Source organism: Rahnella sp. GSA61A (genome assembly GCF_019969905.1).
Taxonomy (GTDB): domain Bacteria; phylum Pseudomonadota; class Gammaproteobacteria; order Enterobacterales; family Enterobacteriaceae; genus Rahnella; species Rahnella aceris.
This window is the reverse complement of the sequence record NZ_JAHXYO010000001.1, coordinates 323820-345906: the sequence shown is the minus strand read 5'-3', so window position 1 is coordinate 345906 and position 22087 is coordinate 323820. Positions and strand designations below refer to the sequence as shown.

Genomic DNA, 22087 nt, shown 5'->3' with positions numbered 1-22087 from the left:
ATGGTTAAGGTGTATGCCCCGGCTTCAATCGGGAACGTCAGCGTAGGCTTCGATGTTCTGGGCGCGGCCGTGTCTCCGGTGGATGGCACGCTGCTGGGCGACTGTGTTTCCGTTGAGGCGGCCACAGTGTTCAGTCTGAAAAACGAAGGCAAGTTTGTGTCTAAACTGCCGGATCGCATGGAAGACAATATCGTTTATCAGTGCTGGCAGCGTTTCTGTCAGGAAATCGGCAAAGAAGTGCCGGTGGCGATGACGCTGGAAAAAAACATGCCGATCGGCTCAGGTCTGGGCTCCAGCGCCTGTTCGGTGGTCGCCGGTCTGATGGCGATGAATGAGTTTTGCGGTAAGCCGCTGAATGAAAACCAGATGCTGTTGCTGATGGGCGAGCTGGAAGGGCGGATTTCCGGTAGCGTACATTTCGATAATGTGGCGCCATGCTATTTAGGCGGCATTCAGCTGATGCTGGAAGAACTCGATATCATCAGCCAGGACGTGCCAGGCTTTGATGACTGGCTGTGGGTGATGGCGTATCCGGGGATTAAAGTCTCGACGGCCGAGGCGCGTGCCATTTTACCTGCGCAGTATCGCCGTCAGGATTGCATCAGCCACGGACGTTATCTGGCGGGCTTTATTCATGCCTGCCACACTCAGCAACCTGCGCTGGCCGCAAAACTGATGAAAGATGTGATTGCTGAACCTTACCGCACCCGTCTGCTGCCGGGCTTTGCCGAAGCCCGCAGCGCCGCAGAAGAAATTGGTGCGCTGGCTTGCGGGATTTCCGGTTCCGGCCCGACGTTGTTCGCGGTGTGCAACGACAGTGCGACAGCGAAACGTATGGCTGACTGGTTGCAGACGCATTATCTGCAAAATGACGAAGGCTTTGTTCATATTTGTCGTCTTGATACCGCGGGCGCGCGGGTATTGGGATAACTCGATAATTTATTGGGATAACTAATGAAACTGTACAACCTGAAGGATCACAACGAGCAGGTCAGCTTTGCTCAGGCCGTCAAACAAGGTCTTGGAAAACAGCAGGGATTATTCTTCCCGCTGGAATTGCCTGAGTTTGAACTGACCGAAATTGATCGCTTGCTGGAACTGGATTTCGTCACCCGCAGCAGCCGAATTCTTTCTGCTTTCATCGGCGATGAAATTCCGGAAGAAGAATTATATCAGCGTGTAAAAAATGCGTTTGCCTTCCCGGCACCCGTTGCCAAAGTAGAAGACGACATTGCCTGTCTGGAACTGTTCCACGGCCCGACCCTGGCCTTTAAAGATTTCGGTGGCCGTTTCATGGCGCAGATCCTGACTCAGGTATCTGGCGATCAGCCGGTGACTATTCTGACCGCGACCTCCGGTGATACCGGTGCGGCAGTGGCACATGCGTTCCACGGTCTGAAAAATGTTCGTGTGGTGATTCTGTATCCGCGCGGCAAAATCAGCCCGTTGCAGGAAAAACTGTTCTGTACGCTTGGCGGAAATATTCATACCGTCGCCATCGACGGCGACTTTGATGCCTGTCAGGCGCTGGTGAAACAGGCGTTTGATGATGAAGAACTGAAACACGCGCTGAAACTGAACTCAGCTAACTCCATCAATATCAGCCGACTGCTGGCGCAGATTTGCTACTACTTTGAAGCGGTTGCCCAACTGCCTCAGGAAGCGCGCAATCAGCTGGTGGTTTCCGTACCAAGCGGTAACTTCGGTGATCTGACCGCTGGTCTGCTGGCGAAATCCCTCGGCCTGCCGGTGAAACGCTTTATTGCGGCGACCAACGCCAATGATACGGTGCCGCGTTTCCTGTCTAACGGCGAGTGGGAACCGAAGAAAACCGTTGCCACTCTGTCGAACGCTATGGATGTCAGCCAGCCAAACAACTGGCCGCGTGTGGAAGAGTTGTATCGTCGTAAAACCTGGCAGCTGAAAGATCTGGGCTTCGGTGCGGTCAGCGATGACACCACCGAAGACGCGATGCGCGAGCTGGCCAATATCGGTTATATCTCTGAACCTCACGCGGCAATTGCTTACCGTGTGCTGCGTGACCAGCTGCAACCGGGCGAGTTCGGTCTGTTCATCGGGACGGCGCATCCGGCAAAATTCAAGGAAAGCGTGGAAGCGATTCTGGATCAGGACATCGGTTTACCGAAAGAACTGGCGGATCGCGCTGACCTGCCATTGTTGTCGCATAATCTTCCGGCTGATTTCAGCGAGATGCGTGCATTCCTGATGGCGCTGCCTGAATAAATATTGTGTTTCAGACAGGCAAAAGCCCTCTTCGTGAGGGCTTTTTTGTATCCGCAGATCAGGTCAATCAGCGCTCAGGACGGGTAAACACCAGTTCATTGCCCTGCGAACGTGATTCATCAAATTCATAACCTTCCAGATTGAAATCCTGAAGCTGTTTCGGCTTATCCAGACGCTCTTTAATAATAAAGCGGCTCATCAGGCCGCGCGCTTTTTTGGCGTAGAAGCTGATGACTTTGTATTTGCCGTTCTTCTCGTCGAGGAATACCGGCTTGATGATTTCGCCATCCAGCAGTTTGGGTTTCACCGCTTTGAAGTATTCATCAGACGCCAGATTCACCAGCACTTTGCTTTTTTGTTCACTGAGCAGTTGGTTGAGTTTTTCGGTCAGCAAATTTCCCCAGAAGGCATACAGATTCGCGCCCTGGGGATTTTCCAGACGGATACCCATTTCCAGACGGTAAGGCATCATCAGATCCAGCGGACGCAGCAGGCCGTATAAACCTGACAACATCCGCAGATGTTTCTGTGCAAAATCAAAATCCTTCTCACTGAAATCTTCTGCCTGCAGACCGGTATACACATCGCCTTTAAAGGCCAGCAAGGCCTGACGGGCGTTATCCGGCGTGAAATCCGGCTGCCAGTCATTAAAACGTTCGGCGTTCAGATGGGCCAGTTTGTCGCTGATCCCCATCAGTGAAGAAATCTGCGCAGGGGACATTTTGCGCGCCACAGTGATTAGCTGGCTGGATTTATCCAGCAGCTCCGGTTGGGTATAGCGCGTTGTCGCAAGCGGGCTTTCGTAATCGAGCGTTTTGGCAGGTGAAATAATGGTCAGCATAGTCTCGTCCGTTGGTCAGTGACGGTTCACATTCAGGATTTTTGTTGCCTTACTGTAGCAAAAAAGTCACTGCGATGGAGGCATGATATCGATAGGTAAAAGCGCAGGAAATCAGCGCGGAGGCATTTTTTTATCCCAGACGCCGGGCTGGAGCTGACCGCGTAATTCAGGGTAGTGATCAGGATTAAACACCGGCGTTTTCCCCATCCGTCGCTGGCGTTCATAATCTTTCACCACGCTGACCGCGATGCCCGAAAGCAACAACAGTGCGGTGAGATTGAGTATTGCCATCAGCGCCATGACGATATCGGCCAGTTTCCACAGGACTTGTAATTCCATCAGGCATCCGCAGAACACCATGCTGATGACCATCAACCGGAAAATCAGTAATTTAACGGGCGAAGAACCGTGAAAGAAATTCAGATTGTTTTCGGCATAGGCATAGTTTCCGGCAATCGACGTGAACGCAAAAGAGAAGACCAGAATGGCCAGAACCACATGGCTCCAGCCTGCGGTCACCGGCATAATCGATTGCTGTATCAGCCGGATGCCAACCGGGGCGTCAGGTTGATCAAGGGCTCCTGACGTCAGGATGATCAGCGCGGTTGCGGTACAAATCACCATGGTATCGATGAAGACGGCAAACATCTGACTGAACCCCACCATAGCCGGGTGGCTTACGCCCGCCATCGCCGCCGCATTGGGTGAAGAGCCGACACCGGCTTCGCTGGCAAAGGCGCCGCGTTGCATGCCCTGCGTAATGGCCTGTGTCACGCCATACGCCAGTGCGCCGGAAGCGGCCTGCTGTAAGCCGAAGGCGCTTTTGAATACCAGCACCAGCACCTGTGGCAACTTTTCAATGTGATGACCAATAACCCAGATGGCCAGCAACAAGTAGGCGCAGGCCATCAGCGGTACAAGCCATTTCGAAAGCCAGGTGATTGCGCGTATACCGCCAAAAATCAGTATCGCGACCAGCACGGATAAAATGCAGGCGGTGGACAGCGCCGGTACATGCAGAAGATGGAAAGAAGCCTGAGCAATGGAATTGGCCTGTAAGGCGCTGAAAATAAAGCCGCAGGAAATCACCATCAGCAAGGAAAACAAGATACCCATCCAGCGCATTCCAAGCCCTTTTTCCATGTAATCAGCCGGCCCGCCGCGAAATTTTTCATGGGCTACATTGCCTTTGTAAATCTGCGCCAGCGTGTTTTCTATCATTGCCGTCGCCATGTTGAAAACTGCAATAATCCACATCCAGAAAATAGCGCCAGGGCCGCCGAGCGTAATGGCGATGGCGACACCGGTGAGATTACCGGTACCAATACGCGATGCAAGGCTGAGACACAGCGTCCGCCACGGGGAAATACCTCGTGTGATGTGTTTTCGCTTATAAAGAGTGGGGGAGAAAAGGTGGCCAAAGTGACGAAACTGAATGAAACCAAGACGAAACGTAAGATAAATGCCGGTGCCGCATAGCAGGTAAATCAGGATTGAACTCCAGAGAATAGTATCGAAAAAATCCAGCAGGTCGTTCATAAATTGTCCTTGGTTGATTTGCCCTTCATCATTTTTATTTGTTTGCTTGCGGGCAATGACCACTTTGGGTGGCTAACATACCTGTTTTATCGAACGGGTAACATGTGCATTTTGGCTAATTTTGTGTGTTTTGGAAGGTGAGAAATCCATAGATGTTCGTAGCCGAGCATGCCGTGATATGCGCCTTGCGCCTGGCTTTTTGCATGTTATCATCAGCCAAAGGCAAGGCATGAAAATGCCTATACGAAAACGTCCAAACGATGAGATATGCCAAAATGACCGATAAACTGACTTCCCTACGCCAAATGACTCAGGTTGTTGCTGACACCGGAGATATCGCGGCAATGAAGTTGTACCAGCCGCAGGATGCGACCACGAACCCGTCACTGATCCTCAGCGCTGCGCAAATTCCTGAATACCGTAAACTGATCGACGAAGCAATCGCCTGGGCACGTGACCAGAGCAGCGATCACGATCAGCAGATTACTGATGCCGCTGACAAACTGGCAGTGAACATCGGTCTGGAAATTCTGAAACTGGTACCGGGCCGCATTTCAACAGAAGTTGATGCACGTCTGTCTTACGACACTGACGCGAGCGTGGCCAAAGCCAAACGCCTGATCAAACTGTATAACGATGCGGGTATCAGCAACGACCGTATTTTGATCAAACTGGCTTCTACCTGGCAGGGCATCCGCGCTGCAGAGAAACTGGAAAAAGAAGGCATCAACTGTAACCTGACCCTTCTGTTCTCCTTCGCACAGGCGCGTGCTTGTGCTGAAGCGGGCGTGTTCCTGATTTCTCCGTTCGTTGGTCGTATCCTTGACTGGTACAAAGCCAATGGTGACAAAAAAGAGTTCGCACCGCATGAAGATCCGGGCGTTGTGTCCGTAACCGAAATCTACGAATACTACAAACAACACGGCTACGAAACTGTCGTGATGGGCGCAAGCTTCCGTAACATCGGTGAAATCATCGAACTGGCTGGCTGTGACCGTCTGACCATCGCCCCTGCACTGCTGAAAGAACTGGCAGAAAGCGAAGGTCCGCTGGAACGTAAACTGTCCTTCTCCGGCGAAACCAAGCCACGTCCTGCGCCACTGACTGAATCTCAGTTCTACTGGGAGCACAACCAGGATCCCATGGCGATCGATAAACTGGCTGACGGCATCCGTAAGTTTGCAATCGACCAGGGTAAACTGGAAAAAATGATTTCTGACCTGCTGTAATCAGCATTCAGTTCCAGCATAAAGCGGCTAATCAGCCGCTTTTTTTGTGCCTGCGATAAAACCACCGGCCGGTTACCGATATACTGAGTGCTGTGACTACGAAGAAAAATGCTGTGGAGAAATAGCATGGATACATTACGGATTGGTCTGGTATCAGTGTCGGACCGCGCCTCAAGCGGTGTTTATCAGGACAAAGGTATTCCGGCACTGGAAGAATGGCTGGAAAAAGCGCTTATTACGCCTTTTAAGCTGGAGAAAAAGCTGATCCCGGACGAGCAGCCTTTGATTGAACAGGCTATCAGTGAACTGGTTGATGAAAGCGGCTGCCATCTGGTGTTAACCACCGGGGGAACCGGGCCTGCGCGCCGGGATGTCACACCGGATGCCACGCTGGCTGTTGCCGATCGTGAAATGCCCGGTTTCGGCGAACAGATGCGTCAGATCAGCCTGCACTTTGTACCGACGGCAATTTTGTCACGTCAGGTTGGGGTGATCCGCAAACAGGCTTTAATCCTGAATTTACCTGGCCAGCCGAAATCTATTCAGGAAACGCTGGAAGGACTGAAAGATGCCGACGGTAAAGTGATTGTTTCCGGCATTTTTGCCAGTGTGCCCTATTGCATCCAGTTGCTCGACGGACCTTACGTTGAAACGCATGATGAGGTGGTAGCAGCTTTCCGTCCGAAAAGTGCCCGCCGCGAGATAAAAAACTGAATACAGTTCCTTTTTGAAATTTAGCGACGTTAAGCGTCAGGCACCACTGGTGTGAAAAATATTTGCCGCTATAGTAAGGATTACTTTACATAAGGTGGCAAAACCTTTTTCCATTTTTTACTCTGGTGTCTGACGGTATCCTATGCAACACACACAATCGCGCCGGTTGAACCGGCAGGACTTCAAAACGCTTTCCCTGGCGGCACTGGGTGGCGCCCTCGAATTCTACGATTTCATCATTTTCGTCTTTTTCGCTGCGGTAATTGGCGATCTCTTCTTCCCGGCCAATATGCCCGACTGGCTGCGTCAGGTTCAGACTTTTGGTATTTTCGCTGCCGGTTATCTGGCGCGCCCGTTGGGCGGTATCATCATGGCGCACTTCGGTGATTTGGTTGGCCGTAAGCGCATGTTCAGCCTGAGTATTTTATTAATGGCTTTACCGACACTGGCAATGGGGCTGTTGCCAACCTACGCCTCGATTGGCATGGCAGCACCGCTGTTGCTGCTGCTGATGCGTCTGTTACAGGGCGCGGCGATCGGCGGCGAAGTGCCGGGCGCGTGGGTGTTTGTCGCTGAACATGTGCCACGTAACCGCATTGGTTTCGCCTGCGGCACCCTCACCGCCGGTTTAACGTTGGGGATTCTGCTGGGTTCTCTGGTGGCAACTTTACTGAACACCAGCTTGACGCCAGCGACCATCAGTCAGTACGGCTGGCGTATTCCGTTTTTCATCGGCGGCATTTTTGGTCTGATCGCGATGTATCTGCGCCGATGGTTACAGGAAACGCCTGTCTTTATGGAAATGAAAGCGCATAAGGCGCTGGCGGAAGAATTGCCGTTGAAATCTGTCGTGGCCAATCATAAAAAAGAAATCGTGGTATCGATGCTGATGACCTGGCTGTTATCCGCCGGTATCGTGGTGGTGATCCTGATGACGCCAACCTGGTTGCAGAAGCAATTCGGCATTCCGGCGGCAGCCGCATTACAGGCCAACTGTCTGGCTACAGTAGCGCTGATGTTTGGATGCATTATCTCGGGAAGCATTGTTGATCGCCTCGGTGCCAGCAAAACCTTTATTTTCGGCAGCCTCTTCCTCGGGATTTGCAGCTGGTCTTTCTATCATATGGTCGCGGCTGATGCCTCGGTGCTGATGGGCATGTATGCGCTGGCGGGGTTGAGCGTAGGTGTGGTCGGCGCAGTACCTTATGTGATGGTGCGGGCCTTCCCGGCGGAAGTGCGTTTTACCGGCATCTCTTTCTCATACAACATGGCCTACGCGATTTTCGGCGGCCTGACTCCGGTCTTCGTCACGCTGATTATGCGTCTGACGCCGATGGCTCCAGCTTATTATGTGCTGGCCTTGTCGGTGATTGGCTTGCTGACCGGTATTTACCTCAGCCGTGATTTGAACAGCGAAACGATCCGTACAGAGAAATTTGCCGAAGGCGCAACTTCCGGCCAGTGATTTCGTTTTATGCATAAAAAGGCCCTGCGATGCAGGGCTTTTTACGTCTGGCTGAGGGGGCTTATGCCACAACCGCGTCAACCTGGGGAGCGTGGTTTTTCGGCTCACCGACCGGCAAAACGGTACGGCCATATTGCTCGTTCAGCACTTCGGCCATCGCCAGATAAATCGCGCTGGCGCCACAGAAGATCCCTTCGAAACCGGCAAAATGCAGTACCGCCGTGTTTCCGGTCATATTACCGAAGCACAACAGCGCGAACAGAATAACCAGACTGCCGAAAACGATCTGTAAACCACGGTTTGCTTTCAGGGTGCCAAAGAACATGAATAAGGTGAACACGCCCCAGATGCCGAGGTAAGCGCCAAGGAAGCTTTCGCTGCTGGCTTCAGCCATGCCCATGCGCGGCAGCATCAGGATGCCAACCAGGCTTAACCAGAATGCGCCATAAGAAGTGAATGCGGTCGTGCCGAACGTATTCCCTTTTTTAAATTCCATCATCCCGGCAAGAATCTGAATCAAACCACCATAAAAAATCCCCATACTGACAATCACTGCTGTCAGGGGAAAAAAGCCTGCATTGTGTAAATTCAATAAGATAGTGGTCATACCAAATCCCATCAACCCGAGCGGGCCTGGATTTGCCAACGTTTTGCTGTGCATAGATCCTCTGTATCGGAATTATTATTAATTGATAATCGGGGGAAGAAACGCTTGGGAAATGAGTAAAAAACCCACATATCTTTAGAAGCGCGCGGCATCATAAGGAGGGTTGCGTCAGCAAACATTGATCTGGCGTAACAGCAATTGAAGATTTTTTTTCACTTTGCCCCTTGATGCTGAGCTGCATGGCCCCATCTTATTCCCAACCGCAGTTGTTACCGTCGGGAAATCCGTTAAATGGGGCTGTTGAAATCGAAAAGATCGGCCACATATACAGTAGCAACCTGAACGAATATGAATTTAAGTGGAGACGTTTTAGATGGGTAAAATTATTGGGATCGACCTGGGCACCACCAACTCTTGTGTAGCTATCATGGATGGCACGACTGCTCGTGTACTGGAGAATGCTGAAGGCGACCGCACCACTCCTTCCATCATCGCTTATGCGGCAGATGGCGAGACTCTGGTAGGTTCTCCGGCTAAACGTCAGGCTGTGACTAACCCGCAGAACACCCTGTTCGCGATCAAGCGCCTGATTGGCCGTCGCTTCCAGGATGAAGAAGTACAACGTGATAAAGGCATCATGCCTTACCAGATCGTAAGCGCTGACAATGGCGACGCCTGGATCGACGTTAAAGGTCAGAAAATCGCACCTCCGCAGATCTCTGCAGAAGTGTTGAAGAAAATGAAGAAAACCGCTGAAGATTATCTGGGTGAACCTGTAACTGAAGCTGTTATCACCGTACCTGCTTACTTCAACGATGCTCAGCGTCAGGCAACGAAAGACGCTGGCCGTATCGCAGGTCTGGAAGTCAAACGTATCATCAACGAACCGACTGCTGCGGCACTGGCTTATGGTCTGGATCGTGAAATCGGCAACCGTACTATCGCGGTATACGACCTCGGTGGTGGTACTTTCGATATCTCTATTATCGAAATTGATGAAGTTGACGGCGAAAAAACCTTTGAAGTACTGGCGACCAACGGTGACACTCACCTTGGTGGTGAAGACTTCGACAGCCGTATGATCAACTATCTGGTTGAAGAATTTAAGAAAGAGCAAGGCATGGATCTGCGTAACGATCCACTGGCGATGCAACGTCTGAAAGAAGCCGCTGAAAAAGCGAAGATCGAATTGTCTTCTGCTCAGCAAACTGACGTGAACCTGCCGTACATCACTGCTGATGCGTCAGGTCCAAAACACATGAACATCAAAGTGACCCGTGCAAAACTGGAATCTTTGGTTGAAGACCTGGTTAACCGTTCTATCGAACCACTGAAAGTGGCGCTGAAAGACGCAGGCCTGTCAGTTTCTGACATTCAGGACGTTATCCTGGTGGGTGGTCAGACCCGTATGCCAATGGTTCAGAAGAAAGTTGCTGATTTCTTCGGTAAAGAACCACGTAAAGACGTGAACCCGGATGAAGCTGTGGCAATCGGTGCAGCAGTTCAGGGTGGTGTCCTGGCAGGTGACGTGAAAGACGTTCTGCTGCTGGATGTGACTCCGTTGTCTCTGGGTATCGAAACCATGGGCAGCGTGATGACTCCGCTTATCACTAAAAACACCACCATCCCGACTAAACACAGTCAGGTGTTCTCTACTGCGGAAGACAACCAGTCTGCAGTCACCATCCATGTGTTGCAGGGTGAACGTAAGCGTTCAAGTGATAACAAATCTCTGGGTCAGTTCAACCTGGACGGTATTCAGGCAGCACCACGCGGTCAGGCTCAGATCGAAGTCACCTTCGACCTTGATGCCGATGGTATCCTGCACGTGTCTGCGAAAGACAAAAATACCGGCCGTGAGCAGAAGATCACCATCAAGGCATCTTCTGGTCTGAGCGAAGAAGAAATCCAGAAAATGGTTAACGATGCTGAAGCCAATGCTGAATCTGACCGTAAGTTTGAAGAACTGGTTCAGACCCGCAATCAGGCGGACCATCTGATCCACGGTACCCGTAAGCAACTGGAAGAAGCCGGCGACAAACTGCCAGCTGAAGACAAAACCGCAGTAGAAGAAGCCCTGAAAGCACTGGAAGTGTCTGCTAAAGGTGAAGATAAGGCTGATATCGAAGCGAAAATCCAGGCGCTGGTACAGGTTTCCGGCAAACTGATGGAAATGGCTCAGCAACAAGGTCAGGCTGAAGGCGGCGATACCAGCGCGCAGAAAGATGACGACGTTGTTGACGCTGAATTCGAAGAAGTTAAAGACAAAAAATAATCGCCCTTAAGCGGGCACAGTAAGAAGCTTTACTGATAACCAGCACGGGCGTCGAGGAAACTCTACGCCCGTGCACGCATGTTGAGGGTAGGTTAAAGCATGGCGAAGCAAGATTATTATGAGATTTTAGGCGTATCCAAAACAGCGGATGAGCGTGAAATCAAAAAGGCTTATAAGCGTCTGGCGATGAAACATCACCCTGACCGAAATCAGGGCGATAAAGAATCTGAAAGCAAATTCAAAGAAATTAAAGAAGCTTATGAAATTCTGACCGATGCGCAAAAGCGTGCGGCCTACGACCAGTATGGTCATGCAGCCTTTGAACAAGGTGGCATGGGCGGCGGTGGTGGCTACGGCGGCGGCGGTGCAGATTTCAGCGACATCTTTGGTGACGTCTTTGGCGACATCTTTGGCGGCGGGCGCCGTCAGCGTGCCAGCCGGGGCTCAGACCTGCGTTACAACATGGATCTGACTCTGGAAGAGGCCGTTCGTGGTGTCACCAAAGAAATCCGCATCCCGACACTGGATGAATGTGACGTTTGCCACGGCAGCGGCGCGAAAGCGGGTAGCTCTCCGACCACCTGTCCGACCTGTCATGGTGCAGGTCAGGTTCAGATGCGTCAGGGCTTCTTCACAGTCCAGCAGGCGTGTCCGACCTGTCAGGGTCGCGGTAAAGTGATTAAAGATCCGTGCACCAAATGTCATGGTCATGGTCGCGTAGAACGTTCAAAAACGCTGTCAGTGAAGATTCCTGCGGGTGTGGATACCGGAGACCGTATTCGTCTGGAGGGTGAAGGCGAAGCCGGTGAGCATGGTGCTCCGTCAGGTGATCTGTACGTTCAGGTTCAGGTTAAAGCGCATAAAATCTTTGAGCGCGAAGGTAATAACCTGTACTGCGAAGTGCCAATCAATTTTGCCATGGCAGCACTGGGTGGCGAAATTGAAGTGCCAACGCTTGATGGCCGCGTGAGCCTGAAAATTCCTGCTGAAACGCAAACGGGCAAAATGTTCCGTATGCGCGGGCGCGGTGTGAAATCTGTCCGTGGTGGCGTTCAGGGCGACCTGATGTGCCGGGTGGTAGTGGAAACTCCGGTCAGCCTGAACGAGAAGCAGAAGCAGTTGCTGCGTGATCTGGAAGAAAGCTTTGGTGGCGTTTCGGGTGAGAAAAACAGCCCGCGCTCTAAAAGCTTCCTGGACGGCGTGAAAAAGTTCTTTGATGATCTGACCCGCTAAGCTTTCGCGAATCGAGCGACGGAAAGCCAGATAACATCCCCGGCAGCGGTTGACGCGCCGGGGATTTTTTATGGATTTTTATTCAACAATGTGAAAACCAATGATTCGTAAAAAGCGAAGTATAATCCAGAAATAATCGACTTTTTACGAAGTGATAGTTTGCGTACAATTCAGACATACCCTTGTGGTGAGCTTTTTTTTTGCCACGTTTTTTCTACAGGAGAGTCAGAATGTCAAATATCATTCGTCAGTTTTTACGGATGGAAGCCGCCGGTGGTGTGATATTAATCATCGCAGCCATTGTGGCATTAATCATGGCGAATAGTCCGTTGCAGGGGATTTATCAGGCATTTCTGGATATTCCCGTCACCCTGCGTTTTTCCGAGCTGTTGATCGACAAGCCACTTTTGCTGTGGATTAACGATGGCCTGATGGCAGTGTTTTTCCTGATGATTGGTCTGGAAGTAAAGCGTGAGATGTGCGAAGGCGCGCTGGCCAACCGCGAGCAGGCGATGTTTCCTGCCATTGCCGCGCTCGGGGGTATGGTTGTTCCTGCATTAATCTATTTACTGTTTAACGGCAGCGATGAAATAGCCCGTCAGGGTTGGGCTATTCCGGCGGCAACGGACATTGCGTTTGCGCTGGGGGTGATGGCACTGCTGGGGTCACGAGTGCCGACCGGGTTAAAAGTGTTCCTGCTGGCACTGGCCATTATTGATGACTTGGGTGCCATCGTGATCATCGCACTGTTTTATAGTCACGATGTGTCGATGATGGCACTGGGGTTATCGGCGGTGTGCATCGCTGTACTGGCTCTACTGAACTGGCGGGGGGTAACGAAGCTGACGCCGTACCTGCTGATTGGTGCTGTGTTCTGGGTGTGTGTGCTGAAATCAGGTATCCACGCGACGCTGGCGGGTGTCATTCTTGGCTTCTTAATTCCGCTGAGAACCAAAGAGAATAAAAGGTCACCTGCTCGCCGCCTGGAGCATGGGATCCACCCCTATGTTTCCTGGTTTATTTTGCCGCTGTTTGCGTTCGCCAATGCGGGTATCTCTTTGCAGGGCGTGACAGTTGCGGGTTCATTCTCGACATTACCCATGGGTATTGCTGCCGGGCTTCTTCTCGGTAAGCCGCTGGGTATCATTCTGTTCGGCGGGATCGCCTTGAAATCAGGGATTACACGGCTGTCATCCGGCATAACTTTTAGCCAAATTTCGGCAGTCTCTGTGCTGTGCGGTATCGGTTTTACGATGTCGATTTTCATTGGTTCTCTGGCCTTTGCGACGCTGGAGCCTGCGTTGCTGACGTACGCAAAAATGGGCATCCTGATGGGATCAGTCGCATCAGCGGTTCTGGGATACCTGCTCCTGAGCCGGGCCTTGCCTAAGAAACGTGCAAACTAATAATGATGCTGACTTCATACTTCCGGAAAGGGTGAAACCATGCCTCATATCAATTACAACCACTTGTATTATTTTTGGCACGTGTGTAAATCAGGTTCTGTTGTGGGAGCTGCGGAAGTGTTGCACCTTACTCCGCAAACGATCACCGGGCAGATTAAATCCCTGGAAGAAAGATTGGATGGGAAACTCTTCAAACGGCAGGGGCGTGGGCTGGTGCCTTCTGAGTTAGGGCAACTGGTTTACCGCTATGCGGATAAAATGTTCACCCTTAGTCAGGAAATGCTGGATATCGTGAATTACCGCAAAGAGGCGAGCCTGCTGTTTGATGTGGGTGTGGCGGATGCGTTATCCAAACGACTGGTCAGTCGCGTATTGGAAGCTGCCGTGCCGGACAACGCGCAAATTCACCTGCGCTGTTTTGAATCGACTCACGAAATGCTGCTCGAACAACTGAGCCAGCATAAACTGGACATGATTTTGTCTGATTGCCCGGTGGATTCCACGCAGCAGGCAGGGCTGTTCTCGGTCAAACTGGGTGAAAGCCCGATCAGCTTCTTCTGTTGTAATCCACCGGCAGACATGAATTTCCCGGCTTGTCTGGAGCGTCGTTCATTACTCATCCCCGGCAGGCGTTCAATGCTGGGGCGCAAACTGCTGAACTGGTTTAATACGCAAGGGCTGAAGGTCAATATTCTCGGTGAGTTTGATGATGCCGCGCTGATGAAAGCGTTTGGAATGAACAACGACGCGATATTTGTCGCCCCGGCTATTTATTCATCAACTGAATTTCAGGATGAAAAAATAGAGGAAGTCGGACGGGTGGAAGGGATTATGGAAGAGTACTACGTAATATTTGCCGAAAGAATGATTCAGCATCCTTCGGTACAGCGGATTTGCCATACGGACTTTTCAGCGTTGTTTGAATAGCTTTTAGTGTTGAACTCAAATTTCAGATATAAAAAAACCGGCGTGAGCCGGTTTTTTTATCAAGCATTTCAGCGTAATGCGATTATTGCATTGCGTTGATTTGCGCAGTCAGGTTTGACTTATGACGCGCTGCTTTGTTTTTGTGGATCAGGCCTTTGCAAGACTGACGGTCCACGATTGGTTGCATTTCGTTAAATGCGTTTTGTGCAGCAGCTTTGTCGCCTGCTGCAATAGCCGCGTATACCTTCTTGATAAAGGTACGCATCATAGAACGACGGCTCGCGTTGTGCTTACGGCGTTTTTCTGACTGTACGGCGCGTTTCTTAGCTGATTTGATATTAGCCAAGGCCAACTCCCAAATATTTTTCTATTGATGAACAATTCAAAGGCCGAGGAATATGCCTTTTCGGTCTTCTTTTGTCAACGGATTTGTGCAAATAAGCGGCGTTTTAAAGAGTGAACTTTACTCGTCGCTTGTTACGTTGTGATGGCGCAGGATTTTAACAGCTTCCGGCATCGGAATACAGTCTTTCGCGAGAAAAATCGACAGGAGAGTGTACAAACTGCCCACTACGGCCATTAACGCTTTGTTTATGCGAAAAGTCACGCATTCCCTGTATGCAACGAAAGATTTTCATCGCCACGCCGCCATTTGAACCGCAATATCTGCCGTATGCAAGAGAGAATGGTGTGATCCTGCTAATCGCTGGTTAACCTTGGAGGCTGTACAAGGTATAATCCGCCGATTTCCATCGTTATGAGTCAGCATTGGATTTGAGCCAGCTATGGAGCTAATTCGCGGAATACACAATATTCGAGCACGTCATCATGGATGTGTGCTGACTATTGGCAATTTTGATGGTGTACACCGTGGTCATCAGGCCCTGATTGAACAGCTTAAGCTGGAAGGTCAACGTCTGGGGCTGCCGGTGATGGTAATGATTTTCGAGCCACAGCCTCTGGAATTGTTTGCCGGTGATAAAGCACCTGCACGCCTGACCAGTTTGCGTGACAAAGCCAAGTATCTGGCGGAGTGCGGGGTTGATTACCTTTTATGTGTGCGTTTCGAACCCCGGTTTGCAGCGCATATGGCGCAGGCCTTTATCTCACAACTGCTGGTAGAGAAGCTGGGTGTTAAATTCCTGACTGTCGGGGATGATTTCCGCTTTGGTGCCAGCCGTCTGGGGGATTTTGAGCTATTGCAGAAAGCCGGTGAAGAATACGGTTTTGAAGTGATCAGCACGCAAACGTTCCGTGAAGGCGAGAACCGCATCAGCAGCACGGCGATCCGTAATGCGTTGCGCGACGATGACTTGGCGCTGGCCGAGAATTTACTGGGCCATCCGTTCAGTATCTCGGGCCGGGTCGTACACGGCGATAAACTGGGACGCACCATTGGCTTCCCGACGGCAAACGTGCCGTTGAAGCGGGTCGTGTCTCCGGTGCGCGGCGTGTATGCGGTTGAAGTCTTAGGACTCGGGCCTGAACCTCTGCCGGGTGTGGCGAACATTGGAATACGTCCTACAGTCGGAGGCGTGCGCAAGCAGTTGGAAGTGCACCTTCTCGACACCACATTAGATTTATACGGGCGCCACATTGATGTGGTGCTCCGCGCGAAATTGCGCAACGAACAGCGTTTCTCCTCGCTTGATGCTTTAAAGCAACAAATTGCGAACGATGAAGTGACGGCCCGTGAATTCTTTGGGTTAAAGACACTGCGCTAAACATGTACTGACAGGCGTGTAACAAAGCCTGGAATCCAGCCGAAAACGGAACCGAGAATCTATGAGTGACTACAAGAACACCCTGAATTTGCCGGAAACAGGGTTCCCGATGCGTGGCGATCTGGCCAAGCGTGAACCTGACATGCTGAAAAATTGGTATGAACAGGATCTGTACGGGATTATTCGTGCTGCCAAGAAAGGCAAGAAAACCTTTATTTTGCATGACGGCCCTCCGTATGCGAACGGCAGCATTCATATTGGTCACTCAGTAAACAAAATTCTTAAAGACATGATCGTTAAGTCCAAAGGACTGGCGGGCTTTGATGCGCCGTATGTGCCGGGCTGGGACTGTCATGGTCTGCCAATCGAGCTTAAAGTCGAACAACTGATCGGCAAGCCCGGCGAGAAAGTCACGGCAGCAGAATTCCGTGAAGCTTGCCGTAAATACGCAGCAGAGCAGGTTGAAGGCCAGAAGAAAGACTTCATCCGTCTGGGTGTGTTGGGCGACTGGGATCATCCGTACCTGACCATGGACTTCAAAACTGAAGCTAACATCATTCGTGCACTGGGCAAAATCATCGGTAACGGCCATCTGCACAAAGGGGCTAAGCCGGTTCACTGGTGTACAGATTGCGGTTCATCACTGGCAGAAGCCGAAGTTGAGTATTACGACAAAGCGTCTCCTTCTATTGATGTGGCGTTCAACGCGACTGACGCTGCAGCAGTGGCTGCGAAGTTTGGCGTATCTTCCTTTAACGGCCCGATTTCTCTGGTGATCTGGACCACAACGCCGTGGACCATGCCAGCCAACCGCGCTATTTCACTGAACCCTGAGTTTTCTTATCAACTGATTCAGGCAGAAGGTCAGTGTCTGATCCTGGCAACCGATCTGGTTGAAAGCGTCATGAAACGCGCTGGTATCGCAGAATGGACTGTACTGGGCGAATGTAAAGGCGCGGACCTCGAACTGCTGCGCTTCAAACATCCATTCCTCGGTTTCGATGTTCCGGCGATCATGGGCGATCACGTGACGCTCGATGCCGGTACTGGTGCCGTGCATACCGCACCGGGTCATGGCCCGGACGACTTTGTTATCGGCCAGAAATACAGTCTGGAAGTGGCGAACCCGGTAGGGCCGAACGGCTGCTATCTGCCAGGCACTTACCCGACGCTGGACGGTAAATTCGTCTTTAAAGCCAACGATCTGATCGTTGAGTTGCTGCGTGAGAAAGGCGCATTGCTGCACGTTGAGAAAATAACGCACAGCTATCCGTGCTGCTGGCGTCATAAAACGCCAATCATCTTCCGCGCGACGCCACAATGGTTCATCAGCATGGATCAGAAAGGCCTGCGTCAGCAGTCTCTGGAAGAGATCAAAGGCGTGCAGTGGATCCCGGACTGGGGCCAGGCGCGCATCGAAAACATGGTCGCTAACCGGCCTGACTGGTGTATCTCCCGTCAGCGTACCTGGGGCGTACCGATGTCTCTGTTCGTTCACAAAGACACTGAGCAACTGCATCCGCGCAGCCTTGAGCTGATGGAAGAAGTGGCGAAACGTGTTGAAGTGGATGGCATTCAGGCGTGGTGGGATCTGAATCCGGAAGACATTCTGGGTGCGGACGCTGCCGATTACGTCAAAGTGCCGGATACGCTGGACGTGTGGTTTGACTCCGGTTCAACGCATTCTTCTGTGGTGGATGTGCGTCCTGAGTTTAATGGTCATTCTCCTGATTTGTATCTGGAAGGGTCTGACCAGCATCGCGGCTGGTTCATGTCTTCCCTGATGATTTCGACTGCTATGAAAGGCAAAGCGCCTTACAAGCAAGTGCTGACGCACGGTTTCACCGTGGATGGTCAGGGCCGCAAAATGTCTAAATCCATCGGCAACACTATCGCGCCGCAAGACGTGATGAACAAGCTGGGTGGCGACATCCTGCGTCTGTGGGTGGCATCTACGGATTACACCGGCGAAATCGCCGTGTCCGACGAAATCCTTAAACGTGCTGCGGATTCTTACCGCCGTATCCGTAACACCGCGCGCTTCCTGCTGGCGAACCTTAACGGTTTCGATCCGGCGCTGCACAGCGTGGCACCGGAAGACATGGTTGTTCTGGATCGCTGGGCTGTTGGCCGTGCGAAAGCCGCACAGGACGAAATCATTGCCGCGTACGAAGCCTATGATTTCCATGGCGTCGTTCAACGCCTGATGCAGTTCTGCTCGATCGAAATGGGATCCTTCTACCTGGATATTATCAAAGATCGCCAGTACACCGCGAAAAGCGACAGCGTTGCACGTCGCAGCTGTCAGACCGCGCTGTATCACATCAGCGAAGCACTGGTTCGCTGGATGGCACCGATCATGTCGTTCACTGCCGATGAAATTTGGGCAGAACTGCCGGGAAGTCGTGAGAAATTCGTCTTTACCGAAGAATGGTATGACGGTTTGTTCGGTCTGGCGGGCAACGAATCCATGAACGATGCGTTCTGGGATGAACTGCTGAAAGTCCGTGGCGAAGTGAACAAAGTGATCGAACAGGCGCGTGCTGATAAACGTCTGGGCGGTTCTCTGGAAGCGGCGGTCACGCTGTTTGCTGATGATGCGCTGGCAACGGACCTGCGTTCTCTGGGCAACGAACTGCGCTTTGTCCTGCTGACGTCAGGCGCGAAAGTCGCCGCTTTGTCTGAAGCTGACGATGCCGCTGTGCCGAGTGAATTGCTCAAAGGCCTGAAAATCGGTCTGGCGAAAGCGGAAGGTGACAAATGTCCGCGTTGCTGGCATTACACAACTGACGTTGGTCAGAACGCGGAACACAGCGACATCTGTGGCCGTTGTGTCACTAACATCGCCGGTGACGGCGAAGAGCGTAAGTTTGCATAATGAGTAAATCGATTTGTTCCACCGGACTCCGCTGGCTCTGGCTGGCGGTCGTGGTCATCATCGTGGATCTGGGCAGTAAGTTTCTCATTATGGGAAACTTCCAGCTCGGTGAATCCATGCCGTTGATCCCGTATTTAAATCTGTTCTACGCGCAAAATCATGGCGCTGCGTTCAGCTTCCTGGCTGATAAAGGCGGCTGGCAGCGCTGGTTCTTTGCGTTAATCGCGCTGGTGATTGTTGTGGCGCTGGTCGTGCTGATGTACCGCGGCACCGCGAAGCAAAAGCTGAACAATATCGCTTTTGCGATGATTATCGGCGGGGCGCTGGGCAACTTGTTTGATCGCCTCTATCACGGCTTTGTGGTCGATTTTATCGATTTTTACGTCGGTAACTGGCATTTTGCTACGTTCAATCTGGCTGACAGCTTTATCTGTGTCGGCGCAGCCATGGTGGTGCTGGAAGGTTTTCTGGCAAAGCCATCAGAAGCTACAAAGAGTAAAGGATAAGGTCTATGTCTCAACAGGTGAAACATGACAGCGCTGTACTGGTGCATTTTACGTTGAAGCTGGAAGATGGCTCTACGGCGGAATCAACCCGCGCCAATGGCAAACCTGCACTGTTTCGCCTTGGCGACAGCAGCTTGTCTGACGCGCTGGAAAATCAGCTGTTAGGGTTGAACGTAGGGGATAAACGGGCGTTCACGTTAGCCCCTGAATCGGCATTCGGTAGCAAAAGTCCGGATCTGGTTCAGTTCTTCTCCCGCCGTGACTTTCAGGAAACTGGGGTGCCGGATGTCGGCACCATCATGTTGTTCAGTGGTCGTGATGGCAGCGAAATGCCGGGCGTTGTCCGTGAAGTGACAGAAGATTCAATCACTGTAGATTTCAACCATCCGCTGGCAGGGCAACATATCGATTTCGATATTGAAGTGCTGGAAATTGACCCGGAGCTTGAGGGGAAACATGCAGATATTGCTGGCTAATCCGCGAGGATTTTGTGCGGGTGTTGACCGCGCAATCAGTATTGTAGAACGTGCGCTGGAAATTTATGGCGCACCTATCTATGTCCGCCATGAAGTGGTGCATAACCGCTACGTGGTCGACAGCCTGCGTCAGCGCGGTGCTGTTTTTATCGAGCAAATCAGCGAAGTACCTGATGGGTCTATTCTGATTTTCTCTGCCCACGGTGTTTCTCAGGCGGTACGTGCAGAAGCGAAAGCGCGTGATCTGACGATGCTGTTTGACGCGACTTGTCCGCTGGTGACCAAAGTTCATATGGAAGTTGCGCGCGCCAGCCGTAAAGGCACTGAAGCCATTTTGATTGGTCACGCCGGGCATCCGGAAGTGGAAGGCACCATGGGGCAGTACAGCAATCCGAACGGGGGAATGTATCTGGTCGAGGCGCCGGAAGATGTTTATAAATTGCAGGTGAAAGACGAAAACAACCTGTGCTTTATGACGCAAACCACGCTGTCGGTTGACGACACTTCTGCGGTGATTGATGCGCTTCGCGATCGCTTCCCGAAAATCATCGGGCCGCGTAAAGATGATATTTGCTATGCCACAACTAACCGTCAGGAAGCCGTGCGTACGCTGGCTGACGGAGCAGATGTTGTGCTGGTGGTGGGTTCAAAGAACTCGTCGAACTCCAACCGTCTGGCCGAACTGGCGCAACGTGTCGGTGTACCTTCTTATCTGATCGACTCTGCGGCAGATATTCAGGAAAACTGGCTGAAAGATGCGAAAAGCATTGGCGTTACGGCAGGCGCATCCGCACCGGATATTCTGGTGCAGGACGTGATCAGCAAGCTGAAAACCTTTGGCGGGCTTGATGTGATCAACATCGAAGGGCGCGAGGAAAATATCGTGTTCGAAGTGCCAAAAGAGCTGCGTGTTGATGTGCGTCAGATCGACTGATCTCAGACCCTAAATGAAAACCGGCTCAAAGTGGCCGGTTTTTTTATGTCTGCACTCCTGCGGCATCAATGAGGCGGGAGTTTAAACAAATTCTGCGGTGCACCCACGGTGGTGGTTTCAACGTGCAGCAACGCACCCTCCAGCGCATGTGGCGCATCGAGGTTTTTTCGCGCCGAGGTGATAAACAGCTCAGTCATATCCGGCCCGCCAAACGTGCAACAACTCGGTTGTGTGACCGGCACTGGCTGGGTATCCAGTGTCAGTAATTCGCCCTGATTGATCTGCTGGCGCAGCAGGCATTTTGAACCCCAGCAGGCAGTGATCAGCCAGCCATTCTGTGCCAGCGCAGAGCCATCGGGGATCTTATCGCCCGAAGAAAAACAGGATATTTTCAGTGGATTGATGCGGCGGGCGTTGGCGGAGAAAAAGCGTTTTTTCTTACTGTCTGCAAACCAGACTTTGCCTTCATACCAGACCAGTGTGTTGGTACAACCGACGCCATCGAGCATCATTTCCGGCTTTTCTGCGCCCGCTTCATAGCGGAACCATTCGCCGTTATCTTTTTCTTCCTTTATATCCAGCGTACCAAACCACAGAGAACCATCGGGCGCGATGGCTGCTTCATTCGGGCGGGTGCCTTCTGCGCCGGGATAATCACAAAGCTTCTGGCGGGTTTTCTGTTCGTACTCGTAAAGATGGATCCCGTCGACGGAAACCAGCAAAAATTGATTTCTTTTTTCGGTCAGCAACACGGCGCTGGTCAGCGAGGGGAGTTCATGAATTTCAGTTTGCCCGTCGTCGGGCCAGTAGCGCAAAACACACTGAGCCAGAATATCGACCCAAAGCAAAGATTGTGTACGCTGGCACCAGACGGGAGTTTCACCCAATTCGGCTCGGTAGTCGCCAATGGCAGTCACGTCGGACCGGAAAAATGCTGACATCGCAAAGCTCTCCTGCAGGTTACATAGTGGATATAGCGACAGCTGTCTCTATGAGTTTAGTCTGGCTTTGCGTACGTGGGATAGATGAAATGGTGTAAAAAGAAAGGGCCAGCCCGTCAATAAGACGTAAAGCTGGCCCCAAAAGTTC

General features: G+C 51.7%; 19 protein-coding genes. 14 read left to right on the top strand and 5 right to left on the bottom strand.

The features are described from left to right. On the top strand, positions 1 to 930 hold the full coding sequence (gene thrB, locus LC431_RS01495; RefSeq protein ID WP_037033471.1) for a homoserine kinase: 930 nt from the start codon (positions 1 to 3) through the stop codon (positions 928 to 930). Between the two features lie 24 nt (positions 931 to 954). Next, complete coding sequence (gene thrC / locus LC431_RS01490; protein ID WP_013577075.1) at positions 955 to 2244, top strand: threonine synthase; 1290 nt, start codon at positions 955 to 957, stop codon at positions 2242 to 2244. A gap of 67 nt (positions 2245 to 2311) precedes the next feature. On the opposite strand, the gene yaaA is transcribed toward thrC, so the two are convergent. Beyond that, entirely contained in the window at positions 2312 to 3085 is a 774-nt protein-coding gene (yaaA, locus tag LC431_RS01485) for a peroxide stress protein YaaA (protein ID WP_037033470.1), read from the bottom strand. Between the two features lie 111 nt (positions 3086 to 3196). Beyond that, positions 3197 to 4624: a sodium:alanine symporter family protein gene (locus LC431_RS01480; RefSeq protein WP_126125179.1), complete on the bottom strand. Its 1428-nt coding sequence runs from the start codon at positions 4622 to 4624 to the stop codon at positions 3197 to 3199. A 275-nt stretch (positions 4625 to 4899) separates the two neighbouring features. Here LC431_RS01480 and tal point away from each other — a divergent pair, with 275 nt between their 5' ends. The 3 genes from tal to LC431_RS01465 all read left to right on the top strand — a co-directional run bounded on the left by tal (position 4900) and on the right by LC431_RS01465 (position 8032). Next, positions 4900 to 5853 carry a transaldolase gene (tal, locus tag LC431_RS01475; RefSeq protein WP_037033577.1) on the top strand — a complete coding sequence of 318 codons (954 nt, stop codon included), beginning with the start codon at positions 4900 to 4902 and terminating at the stop codon, positions 5851 to 5853. A gap of 126 nt (positions 5854 to 5979) precedes the next feature. Beyond that, positions 5980 to 6567: a molybdopterin adenylyltransferase gene (gene mog, locus LC431_RS01470; RefSeq protein ID WP_013577071.1), complete on the top strand. Its 588-nt coding sequence runs from the start codon at positions 5980 to 5982 to the stop codon at positions 6565 to 6567. Positions 6568 to 6709: 142 nt separating this feature from the next. After that, positions 6710 to 8032: an MFS transporter gene (locus LC431_RS01465; RefSeq protein ID WP_037033465.1), complete on the top strand. Its 1323-nt coding sequence runs from the start codon at positions 6710 to 6712 to the stop codon at positions 8030 to 8032. 61 nt (positions 8033 to 8093) lie between these two features. Here LC431_RS01465 and satP read toward each other — a convergent pair whose 3' ends face one another. Beyond that, complete coding sequence (satP, locus tag LC431_RS01460; protein WP_013577069.1) at positions 8094 to 8693, bottom strand: acetate uptake transporter; 600 nt, start codon at positions 8691 to 8693, stop codon at positions 8094 to 8096. Between the two features lie 319 nt (positions 8694 to 9012). On the opposite strand from satP, the gene dnaK reads away from it, so the two are divergent. The 4 genes from dnaK (at position 9013) to nhaR (ending at position 14480) form a co-directional block, all read left to right on the top strand. Continuing rightward, positions 9013 to 10914: a molecular chaperone DnaK gene (gene dnaK / locus LC431_RS01455; RefSeq protein WP_013577068.1), complete on the top strand. Its 1902-nt coding sequence runs from the start codon at positions 9013 to 9015 to the stop codon at positions 10912 to 10914. A gap of 99 nt (positions 10915 to 11013) precedes the next feature. Then, on the top strand, positions 11014 to 12147 hold the full coding sequence (dnaJ, locus tag LC431_RS01450; protein WP_013577067.1) for a molecular chaperone DnaJ: 1134 nt from the start codon (positions 11014 to 11016) through the stop codon (positions 12145 to 12147). Between the two features lie 230 nt (positions 12148 to 12377). Continuing rightward, positions 12378 to 13553, top strand: coding sequence for a Na+/H+ antiporter NhaA (gene nhaA / locus LC431_RS01445; RefSeq protein ID WP_013577066.1), 1176 nt, complete (start codon positions 12378 to 12380; stop codon positions 13551 to 13553). 39 nt (positions 13554 to 13592) lie between these two features. Beyond that, positions 13593 to 14480 carry a transcriptional activator NhaR gene (gene nhaR, locus LC431_RS01440; protein ID WP_013577065.1) on the top strand — a complete coding sequence of 296 codons (888 nt, stop codon included), beginning with the start codon at positions 13593 to 13595 and terminating at the stop codon, positions 14478 to 14480. 82 nt (positions 14481 to 14562) lie between these two features. Here the strand turns inward: nhaR and rpsT are convergent, their stop codons facing one another. Continuing rightward, positions 14563 to 14826 carry a 30S ribosomal protein S20 gene (rpsT, locus tag LC431_RS01435; RefSeq protein WP_013577064.1) on the bottom strand — a complete coding sequence of 88 codons (264 nt, stop codon included), beginning with the start codon at positions 14824 to 14826 and terminating at the stop codon, positions 14563 to 14565. Between the two features lie 439 nt (positions 14827 to 15265). Here rpsT and ribF point away from each other — a divergent pair, with 439 nt between their 5' ends. The 5 genes from ribF (at position 15266) to ispH (ending at position 20998) form a co-directional block, all read left to right on the top strand. Beyond that, entirely contained in the window at positions 15266 to 16204 is a 939-nt protein-coding gene (gene ribF, locus LC431_RS01430; protein ID WP_013577063.1) for a bifunctional riboflavin kinase/FAD synthetase, read from the top strand. Positions 16205 to 16265: 61 nt separating this feature from the next. Further along, complete coding sequence (gene ileS, locus LC431_RS01425; RefSeq protein ID WP_223509182.1) at positions 16266 to 19082, top strand: isoleucine--tRNA ligase; 2817 nt, start codon at positions 16266 to 16268, stop codon at positions 19080 to 19082. Beyond that, entirely contained in the window at positions 19082 to 19588 is a 507-nt protein-coding gene (gene lspA, locus LC431_RS01420) for a signal peptidase II (protein ID WP_013577061.1), read from the top strand. Before ileS ends, lspA begins: the two co-directional genes overlap by 1 nt. Positions 19589 to 19593: 5 nt before the next feature. After that, entirely contained in the window at positions 19594 to 20064 is a 471-nt protein-coding gene (fkpB, locus tag LC431_RS01415; RefSeq protein ID WP_013577060.1) for an FKBP-type peptidyl-prolyl cis-trans isomerase, read from the top strand. Beyond that, a complete protein-coding gene (gene ispH, locus LC431_RS01410; protein WP_013577059.1) occupies positions 20045 to 20998 on the top strand; it encodes a 4-hydroxy-3-methylbut-2-enyl diphosphate reductase in 954 nt (317 codons plus the stop codon). Before fkpB ends, ispH begins: the two co-directional genes overlap by 20 nt. A 65-nt stretch (positions 20999 to 21063) precedes the next feature. On the opposite strand, the gene LC431_RS01405 is transcribed toward ispH, so the two are convergent. After that, on the bottom strand, positions 21064 to 21939 hold the full coding sequence (locus tag LC431_RS01405) for an SMP-30/gluconolactonase/LRE family protein (RefSeq protein ID WP_223509180.1): 876 nt from the start codon (positions 21937 to 21939) through the stop codon (positions 21064 to 21066). Between the last annotated feature and the right edge of the window lie 148 nt (positions 21940 to 22087).

Bases quoted from the DNA above. Each gene is read 5' to 3' on its own strand.
- thrB (WP_037033471.1), top strand. From the start codon at position 1: ATGGTTAAGGTGTATGCCCCGGCTTCAATCGGGAACGTCAGCGTAGGC.
- thrC (WP_013577075.1), top strand. From the start codon at position 955: ATGAAACTGTACAACCTGAAGGATCACAACGAGCAGGTCAGCTTTGCT.
- yaaA (WP_037033470.1), bottom strand. From the start codon at position 3,085: ATGCTGACCATTATTTCACCTGCCAAAACGCTCGATTACGAAAGCCCG.
- LC431_RS01480 (WP_126125179.1), bottom strand. From the start codon at position 4,624: ATGAACGACCTGCTGGATTTTTTCGATACTATTCTCTGGAGTTCAATC.
- tal (WP_037033577.1), top strand. From the start codon at position 4,900: ATGACCGATAAACTGACTTCCCTACGCCAAATGACTCAGGTTGTTGCT.
- mog (WP_013577071.1), top strand. From the start codon at position 5,980: ATGGATACATTACGGATTGGTCTGGTATCAGTGTCGGACCGCGCCTCA.
- LC431_RS01465 (WP_037033465.1), top strand. From the start codon at position 6,710: ATGCAACACACACAATCGCGCCGGTTGAACCGGCAGGACTTCAAAACG.
- satP (WP_013577069.1), bottom strand. From the start codon at position 8,693: ATGCACAGCAAAACGTTGGCAAATCCAGGCCCGCTCGGGTTGATGGGA.
- dnaK (WP_013577068.1), top strand. From the start codon at position 9,013: ATGGGTAAAATTATTGGGATCGACCTGGGCACCACCAACTCTTGTGTA.
- dnaJ (WP_013577067.1), top strand. From the start codon at position 11,014: ATGGCGAAGCAAGATTATTATGAGATTTTAGGCGTATCCAAAACAGCG.
- nhaA (WP_013577066.1), top strand. From the start codon at position 12,378: ATGTCAAATATCATTCGTCAGTTTTTACGGATGGAAGCCGCCGGTGGT.
- nhaR (WP_013577065.1), top strand. From the start codon at position 13,593: ATGCCTCATATCAATTACAACCACTTGTATTATTTTTGGCACGTGTGT.
- ribF (WP_013577063.1), top strand. From the start codon at position 15,266: ATGGAGCTAATTCGCGGAATACACAATATTCGAGCACGTCATCATGGA.
- ileS (WP_223509182.1), top strand. From the start codon at position 16,266: ATGAGTGACTACAAGAACACCCTGAATTTGCCGGAAACAGGGTTCCCG.
- lspA (WP_013577061.1), top strand. From the start codon at position 19,082: ATGAGTAAATCGATTTGTTCCACCGGACTCCGCTGGCTCTGGCTGGCG.
- fkpB (WP_013577060.1), top strand. From the start codon at position 19,594: ATGTCTCAACAGGTGAAACATGACAGCGCTGTACTGGTGCATTTTACG.
- ispH (WP_013577059.1), top strand. From the start codon at position 20,045: ATGCAGATATTGCTGGCTAATCCGCGAGGATTTTGTGCGGGTGTTGAC.
- LC431_RS01405 (WP_223509180.1), bottom strand. From the start codon at position 21,939: ATGTCAGCATTTTTCCGGTCCGACGTGACTGCCATTGGCGACTACCGA.